Below are 17,044 nucleotides of genomic sequence, written 5' to 3' on the forward strand. Positions count from 1 at the left end.
CACCTGCAGAAGAGTAACCGCCTGTTTCATTCCGTGCCTCGTCACGAAATCCCGGAAGACATCAAAGCACTTTTTAATAAAGTCATCAGAGGAAGTCGTGTAAACGGTCAGTCTGACGATATTACGGCATTCGTAGCCGGCTTCACTTATTACTGTTTCGAGATTTTGTATAGCTAACCCAAGCTGGGTGCGCATATCAGCATTGCTTGATTTGCCGTCGGGATGTACCGCTGCCTGCCCTGCAACATACAAAGTGCCTTCTGTTTCCTTCACTTCAACGGCCTGTACGTAACTTAGTTGTTCCTGCCAGGTCCAGGGATTGATAACTGTTTTTTTCATGATTCTACTTTTTTTGTATGGCGAAGATAAAAAGGGTATACGCGGCAAACTGTGACCTGGATCACAGTTTGCAACGACCCCGGGTTTAACTTTTTCGCCACAACCGGCTAAGCGTCTCACGAGACAGACCCAGGTAAGAAGCGAGCACTGCATTTGGCACGCGTTGCAACAAGGCAGGCTGCCTTCGCAGTACCAGGTCGTATCTTTCCCGCGGGGTGCTAAGTAGAAACGACAAAATGCGCTCCTGGGAAGCCATATGCCCCCGATTCGCTTTATGAAGAAAGAAATAGGTCATTTTCTGAAGCTGGGCACAAATGATGTTATAACTATCAAGTGAAAGGCAGTATACCTCAGTGTCCTCGATGCAGTATAAGCTGAGCGATGCCGGCTGTCCTGAGAACCAGGCCGGGTAGTCACTTTCCCACCACTCTTCCATTGCAAAAGAAATGATATGTTCACGATTTGCCTGATCATGATAGACCAGCTTAAGCAAACCTGATATTACCAGGTATACATGCCGTACTGGTTTACCATTTTCAAACAGTGATCCCCCTTTCTTAATAAATTTTGTACTGAAATGCCCACGCACAAAACTGTATTCCTCGTCAGTCAGGTTTACCACCTTATCAATATGCCTGCGAAGCATCTCTTCCATATGCGCTAAGATAAGAATAAGTCAAAAATGGATTAAGCGCTTGCGTTGATAAGAAGTAGAAAACAAAAACATCCACCGAAGTAATTGATGTAACATCGTGATTAAATTCATGAATTTAGAAGTCAGTGAAATACTAATCGGTGAAATAGTCAGTGAAATAATCGGTGAATTGAAATCAATAGATTTTTGCAATGCAGACAGGGTAAGCAATTGCCGCTAAACTCTGAATCCTGACGATGTACTTTTGTTCCTGACTGTATCAAATCGATACAACGGTGTACCAAAACCGAACAAGCCTCTACAAATGATTACCTAAGACATTGATGGATAATGATTTGTACTGTGGTATCAACTTTGGACAAAAAAGTCTGGAGGGATCTTTCCCTTAGATATTTTGGGCTACTTTTTCAGCAACGATCAATACTTAGTAACTATCAATAATTCTAAACCATGATAAAGAACAACCTAAAGATCGCTCTACGGATACTCTGGAAAAACAAACTTTTTTCTTTAGTCAATATACTAAGCTTGTCACTGAGTATGGCGGTTGGTGTTATTCTTTTCGCAGGCCTGAAAGCAACCTTCGATACGGACCATTTTCATCCGGGATTAAATCAAATAGTGCGGATACTCACGCAGGAAACAAAGGACGCGGTACAAACCCAATGGGCAACAGCTCCCTTACCATTGGCTCCGCGGATTGAAAGCGTCTCCCTGGTTGAAAAAACGGTAAGAGTACGACTGGCAGGAAAATATAATTTGCAGACCGACAAAGGAGATGTACCTATCGACATAAAATTTTCAGAGCCTTCGTTTTTTGATGTTTTTGGCTTTAAATTGTTGTCAGGCAGTGCACAAAGCCTTACCAATAATCCGACCGCCCTCTTTTTAACTGAAGAAACTGCAAAAAAAATATTTGGCAAAGCTGATGCCCTGGGGCAAACCGTTCAATTTGAAAATTTAGGTACTTATACCGTTGGGGGAATTATACAGGACCCGCCTTTAAATACACATCTGCCCATTGAGGCAATGCTTTCTATGAATGCTGCTGAATTGCTTGAAAAAAAAGGAGCCATTAACAATATTTCACAAAATTGGAATGACTATAAGAGTTCAGCAATTTATGCACGTTTAAAATCAGAAGAAAGTATAAAGCAGCTCAATACGACTCTCCAAAACTTTAACCGCAAATTGGATAAGAGCAGCCTTCAATTTTTAGCACAATCCGTAGAAGATATTACCCCTAACAACAGTAACATTAAAAATGATCGCAATGCGGGTATCACCTGGGCGGACATAAAAACGCAGGTACTTTTAATTTTATCCTTAACCCTGTTATCGGCTTTCAATTATATCAGTTTGTCATTGGCGCGTGCCTTCTCCCGGGCAAAAGAAGTAGGTGTTCGCAAAACGATAGGCGCAACCAGAGGACAAGTTATTGGTCAATTTTTACTCGAAGCGATCCTTATCTCCATACTTGCTTTGTTGTTAACAGTTCCATGTGTTGCTATTTTAACACAATATGTACCGGATATGGACGATGTAAATTTTTCGTGGGATCCAACTTTAATCTTATCTCTTTTATTATACGCAGTTATCACAGGCTTAGTCGCGGGGGCACTTCCGTCACGCCTATTGTCAGCGTTTCAGCCAATACAGATTCTGCGTAAAATGAAAAATATAAAGCTGTTCCAGGGTGTTGCTATTTACAAAGTTTTAATCGTCGTGCAATTTTCAGTAACCATCATGCTTATGATTCTGGTTGTCATTATAGCCCAGTATGATAGAAAAAACAATGCAATCATTAGCTCAACTGTGTCACCCAACATTCTGACACTGGATTTAAAAGGCGAAAAATATCAAAACCTGCAAAACGAAATAAACCAGTTAAGTCAGGTCGAAACGACGTTGGCCACTAACTGGTATTATGAACCAATTAAAATGGGTAAAGATTCTGTGACATTTAACGATAAAATTCTGGAAATAAATTACGTAAGTATAGACCCGAAAACACTGGCAACTGAAGGAATAAGCTTAAAATCCGGGCAAAATTTTCCAGAGAATATGCCTCAAAGTACTGAGCAATTTGTATTGGTGAATGAAGCGGCCGCAGAATTATTGAAATCTGAATCGGAAAGTATTGTGGGACAAAATCTATTACTGGATTCCGTCTATGTACAAGTCATCGGCATAATGCCTAATGAAATTATTGGCCAACAATTTCCTTTAATGTACCGGTATTTGCCAAATGAAATAACCACCCTGACCATAAAAATACAGCCAAATACTGGATTGGAAGCGACCAAAGCCATTCAGTCCATATGGACAAACAGTTTTCCACAAAAAACAGCTAATATTCAAAATTTAAAAGAACACCGTTATTCAGACAAAATCAGTGGGGAATTAGAAATCGTTGGAGGTTCTGCCCTGATTGTCATAATAATCGCTGCGTTAGGCATGTTAGGGATAGCCAGTTACTCCGTAGAAATACGCACAAAAGAACTGGGTGTACGAAAAGTATTAGGAGCAAACAAAATAAAACTGGTATTGATAGTTACTAAAAATTTCGGCTTTCTTATCCTGGCTGCGGGACTTATTGGTGTTCCGGCGGGCTTGTTTTGCGGTCAATTACTAAGAACTGAAATGGGCAATCAACTTGATTTAGGTTTTGTAAATCTAGCCATAGGCTTTGGTTTGGTTGCCATATTCGGTCTACTGACTGTCCTGTCCCAAACCATACGAGCGGGTCAGATTGAACCTGTAAAAGTTTTAAAGGCAGAGTAAGTTTAGATAACTTTTGGATAGGATCTTCCTTATTATACAGTACATATTGGAATCATTGAGCGAATTTCTCCCTGGTTAACTATGAAAAGCTTTTAACTCATATGTAACCGGAGTGTTCACATCACATCCTTTAGTAAGGATTTTATTGTCTGTAATAAATCTGAAGTCAAGAGAGATCCGCTTCCCTTCCTCCTTCAGCTCCTGGGCAAGCTGTTGAACTTTTACGACATTCGTGTAAGTAATAGAATTTGAGACCCGCGAAATCAGGTGGTCTTCTGCATTTCATATTGAACACACTAACACATGCGACACCTAGACAAATACTTGTTAGCTTATTATTCAAATGGAAGTTTTGTACAAGCTTTTACCTAAAAGAATACCTACCTCGGTGGTGAGATCAAAAAAATAGCGGTAAAAAATAACTGGCAAGCGGCCCACTCTGAAGCTTATGCGCCTTCCAGGGCAATGATTAAACGCAAAAACAGATTCCCAGGCCGGGAATTTGTTCAGTTTGACGTCATTTTTCCAAAAAAATGCATTTTTTGAGAACTTTGTTTTAGTTTTAAACGTATCTCTATGGTAAGACCCGGGAAAACAAGAACCTCAGTAGAAAACATAGCTTCAGCCAGGAGAATATGCATGCAAATAACAACAAAACACTAGTCTTATCCAGTTTTGATATACAGGAAATTTTGCGGCATTTTGGAATTGACTGGATAATGATGACCTTAGTTGAACGTTTAACAATTGCCATTAAAGAATATAATCCGCAAAAGTTATCCATTCCCGTTAGAAGCGGATTCCAATATGAAAAGCCCGAGCCAGGTTTGATTGAGTGGATGCCTCTCTATAACCAGCATGATCAAGAGGGGGAAGTTTTAATAAAGGTAGTCGGATACCATCCGTCTAATCCAAACAAATTCCATTTACCAACAATCGTTTCGACAATTTCTGAATACGATACTAATTCCGGGCATCTTCGTGCCCTGATCGATGGAGTTTTGGCGACTGCAATTCGCACAGGAGCGGCATCGGCGGTAGCCACCAAATTGATGGCGAAACCGACAAGCTCAGTTTTGGGTTTGATAGGATGCGGAACCCAGGCAGTTACCCAACTTCATGCACTTTCTCTCTACTTCAAAATCGAGCGCGTTTTGATTTACGATATTGATCCGACCGCTGCTTCCTCGTTTGAAAAACGTTGTTCGGCATTGAATTCAGATATTAGTTTTGTGATCACAACTATTGAAGAGATTGTAAAAAATGCTGACATTCTATGCACTGCAACATCACTGGATATCGGGGCCGGTCCTTTATTTTCCAATATCGAAACAAAACCGCATATACATATCAATGCAGTCGGTTCCGATTTCCCTGGCAAGGTTGAAATTCCGTTTGAGTTACTCCAAAAAAGTTTTGTCTGTCCTGACTTTATCGGGCAGGCTATCGTTGAAGGTGAATGTCAGCAACTTGAGCTAAAAGATATTGGAGCTGGATTGGTTGAAGTTGTCCAAAATTCAGATAAATATACATATCTGCAAAATGAAAGAAGCGTGTTTGATTCAACGGGTTGGGCCCTGGAAGATAAGGTTGTAATGGATCTGTTTTTGGATTGCGCTTCGGAGTTAGGTTTGGGACAAGAATTGGAAATCGAAAACAGACCGGCTGATACCAAAAATCCGTATGATTTTTTAACAGCTGAAAGCTTAAGAATGGATGACAAAGATTCCCAATTTAAAAAGGCAGTAAGCTTATTGTCCGCAAAAGGTTAAAAAAGTAATCATGGATTTTTCCTGGTCGGAAGAAGATTTAAACTTCAGAAATGAGGTCATACAGTTTGCGAAAAGCGAACTGAATGATGATATCGTTAAGCGGGATAAAGAAGGCATCTTCTCCCGTGATCTTTGGCAAAAGTGTGCAGATTTCGGCATACTGGGTTTGGCGACTCCGGCAAAGTTTGGTGGCAAGCTTGATGAAGTAGATCTTTTGCGCAGTGTACTCGCCATGCAAGGATTGGGTTATGCGTGCAAAGACTCGGGGTTGGTGCTGGGCTTAAATGCACAGATGTGGACAGTACAAATGTCTATTGGTTTATTTGGAACCGACACGCAAAAACAAAAGTTTCTTCCCAGGTTGACCAGTGGTGAATGGTTGGGAGCTCACGCATTAACTGAAGTGGAGTCGGGTTCGGACGTATTTAATATGAAAATGACTGCTGAAAAGAAGGACGGCGGTTATATTCTGAATGGAGAGAAATGCCTGGTAACATTAGCTCCGGTTGCAGATGTGGCAATCGTTTTTGCCAATGTGAATCCTAAGTTAGGCAAGTGGGGCGTCACCACCTTTCTGGTTGAAAGAAGCCTGGAAGGTTATGAAGCCAGCCCGGTGCGGCAAAAAATGGGATTGCGAACCGTCCCGATTGGTGAAATTAAACTGACAAATTGTTTTGTTTCCGAGGAAAACCGGCTCGGAAAAGAAGGGGCAGGTTTCAGTATCAGCAATCATTCCCTTGAGTATGACCGGTGCTGCATTCTCGCCGGTGGCCTGGGAGCGATGGAGCGACAACTTGAAGAATCTGTTGAATTTGCAAAAGAACATAAGAGATTCGGGCAGGTAATCGGGAACTTTCAATCAGTTTCAAACCGGATCGCCGAAATGAAACTTCGGATTGAAACGTCGAAGCTGCTCCTGTATAAATTGGCCTGGTTAAAAAAACAAAACAAACCAGCTATGCTTGAAGCAGCCATGTTGAAATTACATCTGAGCGAGAGTTTCCTGACTTCGAGTCTGGATGCTATCCGAAACAGAGGAGGGAATGCATATCTGGTCGATTACGGGATAGAACGAGATCTGAGAGATGCGGTCGGAGGCGTTTTGTATGCCGGGACTTCGGATATACAGAGAAATATTATTGCAAAAATGGTAGGACTATAGTGATGATTTATTTGTTACCTGAACTCATAAAAAACTCGGCAAATCATTTTCCCGATAACATTGCATTTCGATATGAAAATGACTCCCTGACTTATTCAACATTACTAAAGCGTTCGAATCAACTGGCTTTCATGCTGAGCGAACTTGGAATAAAACGCGGCGACCGGGTAGGTATTTTCCTGGATCTCTCTTTGGAATCACCAATAGCTGTTTATGGCATTATGTCTGCCGGGGCGGTTTTCGTCCCATTAGACACAAATGCTCCGCCCGCCCGCATTGCTTATGTAATAAGTGATTGCGGGATCACCCACATCATCAGCGGAAAAAAACAGAGCCGTTCTTTGAAAAAAGTTTTCCAGGAAAATGTTTCCCTCGAGGTTGTGATTGGAATGGACGAAAAGCTTCCCGTAAAAACAGTCTCCTGGGACGAAGTTGCACGCATTGGTCCATCTCAAACTGTTTCGGTCAGAATGTTGGAAGATGATCTGGCCTATATAATGTACACCTCGGGAACCACCGGAGCGCCCAAAGGCATTATGCATTCACATCGTAGCGGGTTAGCATATGCGAAACTTTCGATGGGTTTGTACGATGTGCGACCAACTGATATTTTAGCGAATCACTCCCCTTTGCATTCTGATATTTCAACGCTGGGATATTTTACCATGCCGCTCGCCGGCGGAACAACAGTATTAATTCCCGAAAGTCATAAATTAATTCCGGCAAGTCTGTCGCAGTTGATAGAAAAAGAGAAAATCACTATGTGGTATTCTGTCCCCCTGGCGCTTACACATTTGCTGCAAAGAGGTGCCCTGGAGGACAGAAAACTGGACGCCCTTCGCTGGGTTCTTTTCGGTGGTGAACCTTTTCCCGCAAAACATCTGCGAAGTTTAATGTTGTTATGGAACAACGCGGTGTTTTCTAATGTTTATGGCCCCACTGAAGTAAACCAATGTACTTATCTCAATCTAACGGAATTGCCGGAAACAGATGCTGCCATTCCGCTGGGATATGTGTGGAATAATACCGAGGTTTTAATAGTCGATAACAATGATTCGGAAGTTCCCGAAGGGAATACCGGCGAACTTCTTGTGCGCACGGCGACCATGATGAAGGGTTATTGGGGTAAACCCGAATTAACTCAGAAAGGTTTTTACAGGAGAGAAAAGTTCCCCAATGCAGAGGAAATATTTTATCGGACCGGCGACCTGGTTTGGCGAAAAAATGACGGGCAACTGATGTTTGCAGGAAGAAAAGACAGGCAGATTAAAATTCGCGGCTATCGTATTGAACTTGATGAAATTGAATCTGTTTTAATGTCGCACCCGTATGTAATAGAAACGGCAGTTTACAATATAAAAAACGAAGAAGAGCAGTTTATTGAAGCAATAGTTGTTCTCAGCGAGGCGGGTCGTGAAACCGACGAAAACATAAAGGAATTTTTAGCCGCCAGAATACCGGCCTACGCCCTTCCGCGAACAGTCCATTTCAGCGATAAAATTGCGAGAACTCCGGCGGGGAAGATCGATTACAAAGTGCTAAAAAACTAACAAACTGCCAAACGTTATAAACTATATATGGATTCAAACGAGGTGATAATTATAAAGTATATTAAGGAAAATTTGCTTTCCGGAAAGGGCGAAATCGAACTATTGCCTGAAGATGATTTGTTGGGTAGCGGCTTATTGGATTCCATGGCGGTGATGCGACTGGTCGGTTTTGTTGAAGAAACATTCAATATCAAAATTCCACCAGAAGATATCGTCATAGAGAATTTCATGGACGTTAAAGCGATCACGAACTATGTAGAAAGTTAGTATGTTGACAATGAATCAAGCCTTCAATAATTTATCCAATTTGACGCAAAGTCAACTTTTGATTTGGACAGGACAATTATTAAGTCCGAATGTCCCGCTTTATAATTCTCCGTTCACCTTCGGGCTATCCGGCGAAATAAACGTGTCCCATTTTCAAACGGCATTTCAGATCTTAATTGATAAAAGTGATTCCATGCGGACAGTGTTTGAGTCAATAGACGACGTTCCGCATGCAAGGCTCCTTGATTCAGTTTCTTACAAAGTTGAATTGCTTGATTTCTCAAAAGAGAAAAGTTCAGACGAACATTTTCAAACCTGGCTCAATGCAAGAATGAAGAAGATCTTTGAACTATCAAAGCCGCTTTTTGATTCTGTATTAATAAAGATGCCGGAGAACAAATTTATCTGGTATTTTAATCAACATCATATAATATCTGACGCGTCAGGGGTAGCTCTTCAATACAAAGCATTTAGTAAAATTTACAGGCGTGTTGCAGAAGGGGCGTCAACAACTGATATTAAAGTACCCCTGTTTCAAAACTACGTTGAATATGAAAAGGCTAACAGGCTTAATGTAAAAAACAATTCGGTAAAGACTTATTGGGAGGAGCAATTAAAGTCTGTCGCTACCAACTTAAGGTTATACGGCAAAATTGTTAAAGAACAAACAACCCTTTCTAAAAGGGTTTCTTTTCCTTTGGGAAAACAACGAACGGAAAAGCTGCTCGCAATTGCCAAAGAAAAAGATTTTCGGCTGCTGAATTCACAGCTTACGCTTTTCAACATCTTTGCCTCTATCCTATCGGTCTATCTATCCCGGATCAGCAGTGAGCAGAATAAAATAACCTTTGGCACTCCGGTTCATAATCGGTCTACACCGGATTTTAAAGAGACGCCTGGATTGTTTATCGAGTTTTTCCCTTTCACCATTGAAGTAAAAAATGAAGATACCTTTCTTTCCTTATTCAAGCGGGTCAGCAACAAGACCTATGAATTTTTACGCAACGCTCAACCAGGACTCAGCACACCCCAATTGAACCGGGCCTTTCACGTTGTTCTAAATTATATAACTACCGATTTCCCGGATTTTAATGAAATCCCTTGCAAAGCTGAATGGCACCATCCGGATCATACGGATTCCAGCCATCATCTCCGGTTTCATGTTTACAATGATGATGCTGACTGTATAAAGCTCTATTTTGATTTGAACCTGGCAGTCTTTAGCGAAAAAATGTTTGACACAGTTACGAATCATTTTCTAAAACTTCTTGACAGCTTCATTGAAAGTCCATATCAATCGATCGGTTATGCCTCTTTGTTAAGTGACGCCGAATTTCAACAAATCGTCATCGATTTTAACAGCCAAAAAGAAGTCGGGAACACATCTGTTCTTGATCTTTTTCAAACGCAGGTCCAACGGAATCCGAAAAAAACAGCTGTTTCCGATAAAACACAGCATTTGAGTTATGCCGATCTGGATGAAAGATCTAATCAACTTGCAAACTATTTTATTGAAAAAGAAATTACCGTTGGAAAACGTGTTGCCATTTATCTTCATCGTTCTGCCGATCTGATTGTCGGCATACTCGCGACTCTCAAAGCGGGCTGTGCGTATGTTCCGATCGCCGCGAATAACCCGCGCAGTCGTGTAACTGATAGAATCAGGGAGTCGCAGGCCGTAATCGTTTTAACTAATAGTCGTCATGCTGACAACCTGGAGGATGTACAGGTTCCACTTTTACGAATTGATGCCGATTGGCAACATATCAACGAACAGAAAACAACGAATCCGGACAGAACAATTTTGCCGGAATCACTCGCTTATATAATGTTTACTTCCGGATCGACCGGTCAGCCAAAAGGCGTTCAGATTTCGCAAAGGGCACTCGCCAATTATATAAATTGGGCAGGCGCAGCATACGGCATAACGGCTCAGGTGACGTTCCCATTGTTTACGACCATAGATTTTGATCTGACCGTTACATCCATTTTTGTCCCGCTTACATGCGGCGCTTCGATCGTAGTTTATGAAGAAAGTGAAAAGGGACCGGATTTAGCGATTTTTGATGTTGTCGATGACAACCAGGCTGATGTCATCAAATTAACACCATCGCATCTTAGCCTTTTAAAAGAGAGGGACTTAAAGAATTCCCGTCTTAGAACGATGATCGTTGGCGGTGAAGATTTCAAACGCGAGTTAGCTGAAAGCATAACTGAAGCCTTTGATCACGAAGTAAAAATCTATAACGAATATGGCCCGACCGAGGCGACTGTGGGTTGTGTTGTGCATCGTTATGATTCTGCAAACGATTTATCGAAATCTGTCCCGGTCGGTAAACCAATCGCAAATATGCAGGCTTATATTCTGGACGAAAATCTAAACCCTGTTCCGCAAGGTGCAGTAGGAAAGCTTTATATTTCGGGCGATGGTTTGTCGGTTGGATATTGGAATGATAAGGAACTTACCACGCAAAAATTTCAAAACAATCCTTTTCAGCCCCAGACAAAAATTTATGATACAGGGGATTTAGCCCGTTTGAATTCAAAAGGTGAAATTGAATATTTAGGGCGAAAAGATCAACAGGTTAAAATAGGCGGAATTCGTATTGAATTAGGCGAAATCGAATCAGCATTGTCAAAAAAAGCCGGTATAAAGGATTGTGTGGTTGAACTGATTGACGACAAAAGATCCGTGCCTGTTGACTCGGATACAAACTGTACCCGATGCGGATTGCCTTCAAATTATCCGCAGGCAGAGTTTGATGAAAACGGCGTCTGCAATTACTGTCTTTCGTTCGAAGATTACCGCCAAAATGCCCAAAAATATTTCAAAACCCCGGTGGATCTTCAAAAACTACTGGATAAAGCGAAGGCCGAAAGAAAAGGCGAATATGATTGCCTGGTGCTCTTAAGCGGCGGCAAAGACAGTACCTACGCCCTTGCTCAATTAGTGGGAATGGGTGTCAGCGTTCTCGCTTTTACTTTAGACAACGGCTATATCTCAGAGTCGGCGAAAGCCAATATCAGGCGGGTTGTGAACGTTTTGGGTGTCGATCATGTTTTTGGAGAGACCCCTGCAATGAATGAGATTTTTGTTGATAGTCTCAAAAGGTATAGCAATGTCTGCAACGGATGTTTTAAGACGATTTACACCCTGAGCACGCAGGTTGCTTTTGACAAAAAAATTCCTTTTATTGTTACCGGGCTATCGAGAGGGCAGTTTTTTGAAACCCGCCTCACCGAAGAACTGTTTTGGAAAGATGATGTAGATACAATTGATAAAACCATCCTTGAAGCCCGCAAATCGTATCACCGGGTAAATGATGCCGTAAAAAATTTATTGGACACGTCAATATTCAATGACGACACCGTATTTGAAAAAGTTCAGTTCCTGGATTTTTACAGATTCTTTGATGTTGACTTTGGGGAAATGATGAATTACCTCGATAAACATCTTCCATGGATCCGTCCATCCGATACCGGGCGTTCGACGAATTGTCTGATCAACCAGGTAGGAATTTATGTTCACAAAAAAGAGCGGGGTTACAGCAATTATGCGTTCCCTTACAGTTGGGACGTGCGCATGGGCCACAAAACCCGGGAAGTCTCCTTAGATGAAATAAATGAGGAAATTGATGAAAATGAAGTAACACGGATATTGGGAGAAATCGGGTACACTTCAACGCAAGTCAGTACTGATAAAAATCTCGTCGCCTATTATATTGCCGATGCTGAGATTTCCACAGCCGAATTAAGAAATCGTCTGAAAAATGACCTGCCGGATTACATGATACCAACTTACTTTAAAAGGATGGAATCATTCCCGCTGACAGACAATGGGAAAGTCGACCGAAAAACTTTGCGGAACCTGGCAGTCATTTCCAAAGAAGAGAATACCAATTACGTTGCACCTGAAACGGAATTTGAAACAATACTTTCAGAGATCTGGGCTGAGGTTTTGCAAATAGAAAAGATAGGCGTGCACGATAATTTTCTTGAGCTGGGCGGCAATTCACTGGCTGCCATCAGGATCGCGTCAAGGGTAAACAATGCTTTCGACCTGGAATTACCGGTTAACATGGTTTTCGAAAATTCAACCATTTCACAATTAGCTCAACATATTGAAAAGTCGATCTCAGAATTACTTGGAGAATTCACCCGACTACGCTGAAGCTTCGTCGGGCGAGGCCCGATACGTTGCGGCGTCCGCCGAAGCGCAGCGTAGGTGGAAAGCTTCGTCGGGCGAGGCCCGATACGATACGGCGTCGTCGGGCGTGGCCCCATAGGCTACGGCGTCGCCGAAGCGCAGCGTAGGTGAATCCGACAGATAAAAAATTAATTAAAAACGAATGAAGAAATTTAAATTTAAGGTACTTCTTTGTCTTCTGCTGATAACGGCTTTTCACTCAAGGGCCCTCGCCCACTTTCCGGATCAGAGCTACATTTATTTTCAAATTCAAAAAGAATCTGTTCGTGGACACTTTGAAATATCCACCAAAGATTTAAACAAGGTTTTCGGCCTGGATTTGAAAGTCGGATTTACAAAAGAAGATGTTGCTCCTCATATTGCAAAGATCCAGGAATATGTGTTGCAAAACGCTTCATTTAATTCACCGGAAGATGGTGATTATCGGATACGATTTACTAATCCGGATATTTTGAGAGCGGAAAGTTTTGGCGACTTTGTTTTGTTGAAATTTGAACTCGAAGGCGTAAAAAAAGTTCCCGAAAAAATTAATATCTACTACGAAGCTTTTATCAAAGATATTCCAGGGCACACCGCCCTGGTCGTCATTGAAGAAAATAAAAATACGGGATTAGCGAATAACGAATCAATGTACTCGCTTGAGTTTTCGCCAGGTAAAACCAGGCAGGAACTATCGACAACAGAAGATTTTATGATGCAATCATTGTGGGCAATGATCAAATCAGGAATCTGGCATATCTGGATCGGCTTTGATCACATTTTATTTTTGTTGGCGTTGCTCTTACCGTCGGTTCTGACGTTCCGTTCGACTAACAGGACTCTCGCGGCTGGGCCCGGCAACAAAGTTTGGATGCCGGTTGACAGACTCAAACCTGCCCTCATAAATGTGGTAAAGATTGTCACATTCTTTACTATAGCCCATTCTATCACTTTATGCCTGGCCGCATTTCAGATTGTTAGCCTGCCTTCGCGACTGATCGAATCAATTATTGCAATCTCTATTGCGCTCGCCGCTATTCATAACATTTACCCGCTCTTCTCGGGAAAAGAATGGCTTATTGCTTTTGTCTTCGGACTTTTTCACGGTTTTGGCTTCGCCAGCGTTCTCGCTGAAAAAGGACTCGTTGGTAATTACCTGGGGCTTTCGATATTTGGTTTTAACCTCGGCGTTGAAATCGGTCAATTGGCGATAATCCTTGTGGTGTTTCCGATTTTGTATTTGTTACGCAACACTTTGTTGTATCCGAAAATACGTGTGTTCGGCTCCATAATCCTTATACTCTTTTCGCTATATTGGTTTATTGAACGCGCCTTTGATGTTGACTTCACGGTCTTGAGATCTATCAAACAAATTTTAGGACTTTAATTTTATGCAGGCAGGTTCAGAAAAAAGTAATCAAAGCTCGTTACTGAGTAAATGGCTTAACCGGGAAAAAAAGCCTGAGGCCCCAAAAGGCATTCAGCCACGTCCGGAAGGGACCCGGGTGCCGCTTTCGTTGGGTCAACAACGCCTGCTATTTTTGCAGCAGCTTTACCCCGAAAACCCTTTTTACCATTATGCCGACGCTTATAGGTTTAAAGGAAAACTGGATGTTGAACGATTAGTAAAAAGTTTTGAAATCGCGGCTCAGCGACACGATGTTCTGCGAACAAAAGTTGTATTTGAAGATGGACGGGCATTTCAACAAGTAAATGGTAATCCACTTTTTGAAGTCTCTGAACACGACTTGAGAGACTTGCCCGAAACTGAGCTCGAAAAGGTCTACCGGGACGTAGCCATCAGAGAAGCGCGTAAATCTTTAGAGTCGCCCGATGGATACCTTACAAGAATTTCGATTTTGCGGCTGAAAGAAGATGAGTTTTTGGTGGTTCTGACTTTGCATCATATCATCATGGACAAGTGGTCGATGCAACTTTTACAGAAAGAAGTTGCTGAATACTACCGGAAACTGGCCAATGGTCCGGATGTGAATTTTTCACCCCTGGAGATTCAGTACGCGGATTATGCATACTCACAAAGTCTGAGAAAGCCAAACGCTGAAAACCTGGCCTATTGGAAAAACAAGTTGCAGGACAGCTTAACTTTTCTGGAGTTGCCGACAGATTTTCCAAGACCTTACCGCCCGACTTTCCGGGGAGCCTACTCCACTCAAAAACTTCCGATCGAACTTTCAAACAAACTCAAAAACTTTTGCCGGGAAAAAAACAAAACGCTTTACACGGTGATCCTCACCGCATTTAAGATATTACTGAAACGCTATTCAGGCGAAAACGATATTCTTGTCGGCTCACCTTTTACCAACAGGGATGAGATCGCCCTCGAAAATCTTATCGGCTTTTTCGACGACACACTGGTCCTGCGTTCTGATTTGTCAAATGATCCCACGTTTATTGATTTGTTGGAAAATGTCTGGTCAACAACACAAGCCGCATTTGCTCATAAAAATATGCCGTTCGAAGTACTTGTGAAATCTTTAAAACCCGAACGTTATCTAAATCAGAATCCGCTTTTCCAGGTCATGTTTATTTATCACGATGTTCCAGGGATGCCTGATTTCGGAGAAGATTTAGCCATCGGGCACGAGCCTTTTGATTTCGGCGTGACAAAATTCGATCTGACTCTTTTCATTGCGGAAAAGGCGGGTGAAATCACAGCGGTTTTTGAGTATTCAAAAGATCTGTTCGTTGAAGAAACTATCGAACGAATGCATGGTCATTTGAGAACGCTGCTCGAAGGAATAGTTGAAAAACCAAACCGACCGATTTCTGAATTAAATATGATCACTGATCATGAATTGACATTATTTTCCATATGGAACGATACGAACACTGACATAACAAATCTGAAGTCCGTTATTGACTTGTTTAATGAACAAGTCGCAGCAGGACCTCAACAACCTGCGTTATCATTTCAAACACAGACAATAACTTACGGAGAACTAAACCGGCGGGCAAACTGCGTTGCCAATTATCTCCTGAAGTCGAATCCTGATAAAAGCCGGCCGATCGGTTTATTGGTTGAACCTTCGATCGATATGATCATTGGAATCCTGGGTGTTTTAAAAGCGGGTCGGGCCTATTTACCACTTGATGCCCAATACCCTAAAAAACGTCTTGATTTTGTTCTCAACAACTCGTCCGCCAGCGTTGTGCTAACTCAGAAACATCTGACTTCATTAGTCGAAGACCATTTGGTTAACCTGCAGACAATTGATGAAATCATCGCTTCTGAGAGCTCAGACGAGCCGGTCCTGCCAATCGCAATTGAAGGGGAAGACTTAGCCTATGTCCTCTACACTTCGGGCAGTACCGGGCAACCGAAAGGCGTCTGCGTGACTCACAGAAATCTCGCTTATTCGACGATGGCTCGTTTTGATCATTATCCAAATCAGCCCCGGAGCTTCCTGTTAATGTCATCGTTTTCGTTTGATAGTTCTGTTGCAGGAATTTTTTGGACGCTAACGGCGGGCGGAAAACTGGTGTTGGTCGAACGCCGGACGGAGCAGGATTTAATTAGTCTTGCCGAAACTTTCGTCTCCGAAGAGATAACACACACGCTCCTTTTACCAACGCTTTACCAGGCTCTGATCAAAAATCTTCCGAAGCAGGTATTTGATAGATTCAGGACGATCATTGTTGCCGGGGAAGCTTGTCCAAAAGTTTTGTGTCATGAACATTTTAAGTTGTTGCCCCATGTTGAGCTTTACAATGAATATGGTCCAACTGAAGCCACGGTTTGGGCAACGGTCTATCAGACTACTCCCACAGAATCGGAACTAAATGTGCCGATAGGAAAACCGATTGCCAACTGCCAGATTTATATTGTAGACGAAAATCAGAATCGCGTTCCGGTCGGTGTTTCGGGAGAGTTATTCATCGGTGGCAAAGGCGTAGCGAATGGGTATTTCAACAATCCGGACTTAACAGACAAATACTTCGTTCCAAACATCTTTAATCCTGAATCTTCTGACAAGATATATGGAACCGGTGATTTGTGCCGATACAGAGCAGATGGCACGATTGTGTTCCTGGGACGAAAAGATAGCCAGGTAAAGATCCGGGGTTACCGGGTCGAACTCGGAGAAATACAGGAAGCCATTAAACAAAACGATAAAGTCAGGGAGGTTGTCATAAAACTCGAAACCATACAAAAAATGGCGGGGGCACCGGATGCAACGCTGGCAGAAGTATTATTAGCAAAGCTGGAGAAAATGAGTTCAGAAGAGGCGGAGGAAATGCTGAAAAATGTTGAGAAAATGTCAGACCGGGAGATAGAATATATACTGGGTTAAACGGAACATTTTTAGG

The 17,044-nt window shown here is 42.2% G+C and carries 10 protein-coding genes; 8 read left to right on the plus strand and 2 right to left on the minus strand.

Annotation, left to right across the window (positions count from 1 at the left end; genetic code table 11):
* Both ACX0G7_RS07995 and ACX0G7_RS08000 read right to left on the minus strand, forming a co-directional pair.
* The coding region (locus ACX0G7_RS07995) for a RidA family protein (protein ID WP_458922922.1) at positions 1–339 on the minus strand (339 nt) is incomplete at its 3' end.
* 85 nt (positions 340–424) lie between these two features.
* Positions 425–994 carry a Crp/Fnr family transcriptional regulator gene (locus ACX0G7_RS08000; RefSeq protein ID WP_458922923.1) on the minus strand — a complete coding sequence of 190 codons (570 nt, stop codon included), beginning with the start codon at positions 992–994 and terminating at the stop codon, positions 425–427.
* Between the two features lie 450 nt (positions 995–1,444).
* Here ACX0G7_RS08000 and ACX0G7_RS08005 point away from each other — a divergent pair, with 450 nt between their 5' ends.
* From ACX0G7_RS08005 to ACX0G7_RS08040, 8 genes are all read left to right on the plus strand, one after another.
* Positions 1,445–3,778, plus strand: coding sequence for an ABC transporter permease (locus ACX0G7_RS08005; protein WP_458922924.1), 2,334 nt, complete (start codon positions 1,445–1,447; stop codon positions 3,776–3,778).
* A gap of 635 nt (positions 3,779–4,413) precedes the next feature.
* Positions 4,414–5,550: an ornithine cyclodeaminase family protein gene (locus ACX0G7_RS08010; protein WP_458922925.1), complete on the plus strand. Its 1,137-nt coding sequence runs from the start codon at positions 4,414–4,416 to the stop codon at positions 5,548–5,550.
* Positions 5,551–5,560: 10 nt separating this feature from the next.
* On the plus strand, positions 5,561–6,712 hold the full coding sequence (locus ACX0G7_RS08015; protein ID WP_458922926.1) for an acyl-CoA dehydrogenase family protein: 1,152 nt from the start codon (positions 5,561–5,563) through the stop codon (positions 6,710–6,712).
* A 2-nt stretch (positions 6,713–6,714) separates the two neighbouring features.
* Positions 6,715–8,262 (plus strand): amino acid adenylation domain-containing protein, encoded by a 1,548-nt coding sequence (locus ACX0G7_RS08020; RefSeq protein WP_458922927.1) that lies wholly within the window; start codon positions 6,715–6,717, stop codon positions 8,260–8,262.
* Positions 8,263–8,289: 27 nt separating this feature from the next.
* Positions 8,290–8,529 (plus strand): acyl carrier protein, encoded by a 240-nt coding sequence (locus ACX0G7_RS08025; protein WP_458922928.1) that lies wholly within the window; start codon positions 8,290–8,292, stop codon positions 8,527–8,529.
* A 10-nt stretch (positions 8,530–8,539) separates the two neighbouring features.
* Positions 8,540–12,700 carry an amino acid adenylation domain-containing protein gene (locus ACX0G7_RS08030; protein ID WP_458922929.1) on the plus strand — a complete coding sequence of 1,387 codons (4,161 nt, stop codon included), beginning with the start codon at positions 8,540–8,542 and terminating at the stop codon, positions 12,698–12,700.
* A 178-nt stretch (positions 12,701–12,878) separates the two neighbouring features.
* Entirely contained in the window at positions 12,879–14,102 is a 1,224-nt protein-coding gene (locus ACX0G7_RS08035; RefSeq protein ID WP_458922930.1) for a HupE/UreJ family protein, read from the plus strand.
* Positions 14,103–14,106: 4 nt separating this feature from the next.
* Complete coding sequence (locus ACX0G7_RS08040; protein ID WP_458922931.1) at positions 14,107–17,028, plus strand: non-ribosomal peptide synthetase; 2,922 nt, start codon at positions 14,107–14,109, stop codon at positions 17,026–17,028.
* Positions 17,029–17,044 lie beyond the last annotated feature (16 nt).

It is taken from the genome of Flavitalea antarctica (assembly GCF_054461535.1).

What these genes read in the sequence shown, in the direction of transcription:
- ACX0G7_RS08035 (WP_458922930.1), top strand. Translation starts at nt 12,879, where the DNA reads ATGAAGAAATTTAAATTTAAGGTACTTCTTTGTCTTCTGCTGATAACG.
- ACX0G7_RS08010 (WP_458922925.1), top strand. Translation starts at nt 4,414, where the DNA reads ATGCATGCAAATAACAACAAAACACTAGTCTTATCCAGTTTTGATATA.
- ACX0G7_RS08005 (WP_458922924.1), top strand. Translation starts at nt 1,445, where the DNA reads ATGATAAAGAACAACCTAAAGATCGCTCTACGGATACTCTGGAAAAAC.
- ACX0G7_RS08025 (WP_458922928.1), top strand. Translation starts at nt 8,290, where the DNA reads ATGGATTCAAACGAGGTGATAATTATAAAGTATATTAAGGAAAATTTG.
- ACX0G7_RS08020 (WP_458922927.1), top strand. Translation starts at nt 6,715, where the DNA reads ATGATTTATTTGTTACCTGAACTCATAAAAAACTCGGCAAATCATTTT.
- ACX0G7_RS08015 (WP_458922926.1), top strand. Translation starts at nt 5,561, where the DNA reads ATGGATTTTTCCTGGTCGGAAGAAGATTTAAACTTCAGAAATGAGGTC.
- ACX0G7_RS08030 (WP_458922929.1), top strand. Translation starts at nt 8,540, where the DNA reads ATGAATCAAGCCTTCAATAATTTATCCAATTTGACGCAAAGTCAACTT.
- ACX0G7_RS08000 (WP_458922923.1), bottom strand. Translation starts at nt 994, where the DNA reads ATGGAAGAGATGCTTCGCAGGCATATTGATAAGGTGGTAAACCTGACT.
- ACX0G7_RS08040 (WP_458922931.1), top strand. Translation starts at nt 14,107, where the DNA reads ATGCAGGCAGGTTCAGAAAAAAGTAATCAAAGCTCGTTACTGAGTAAA.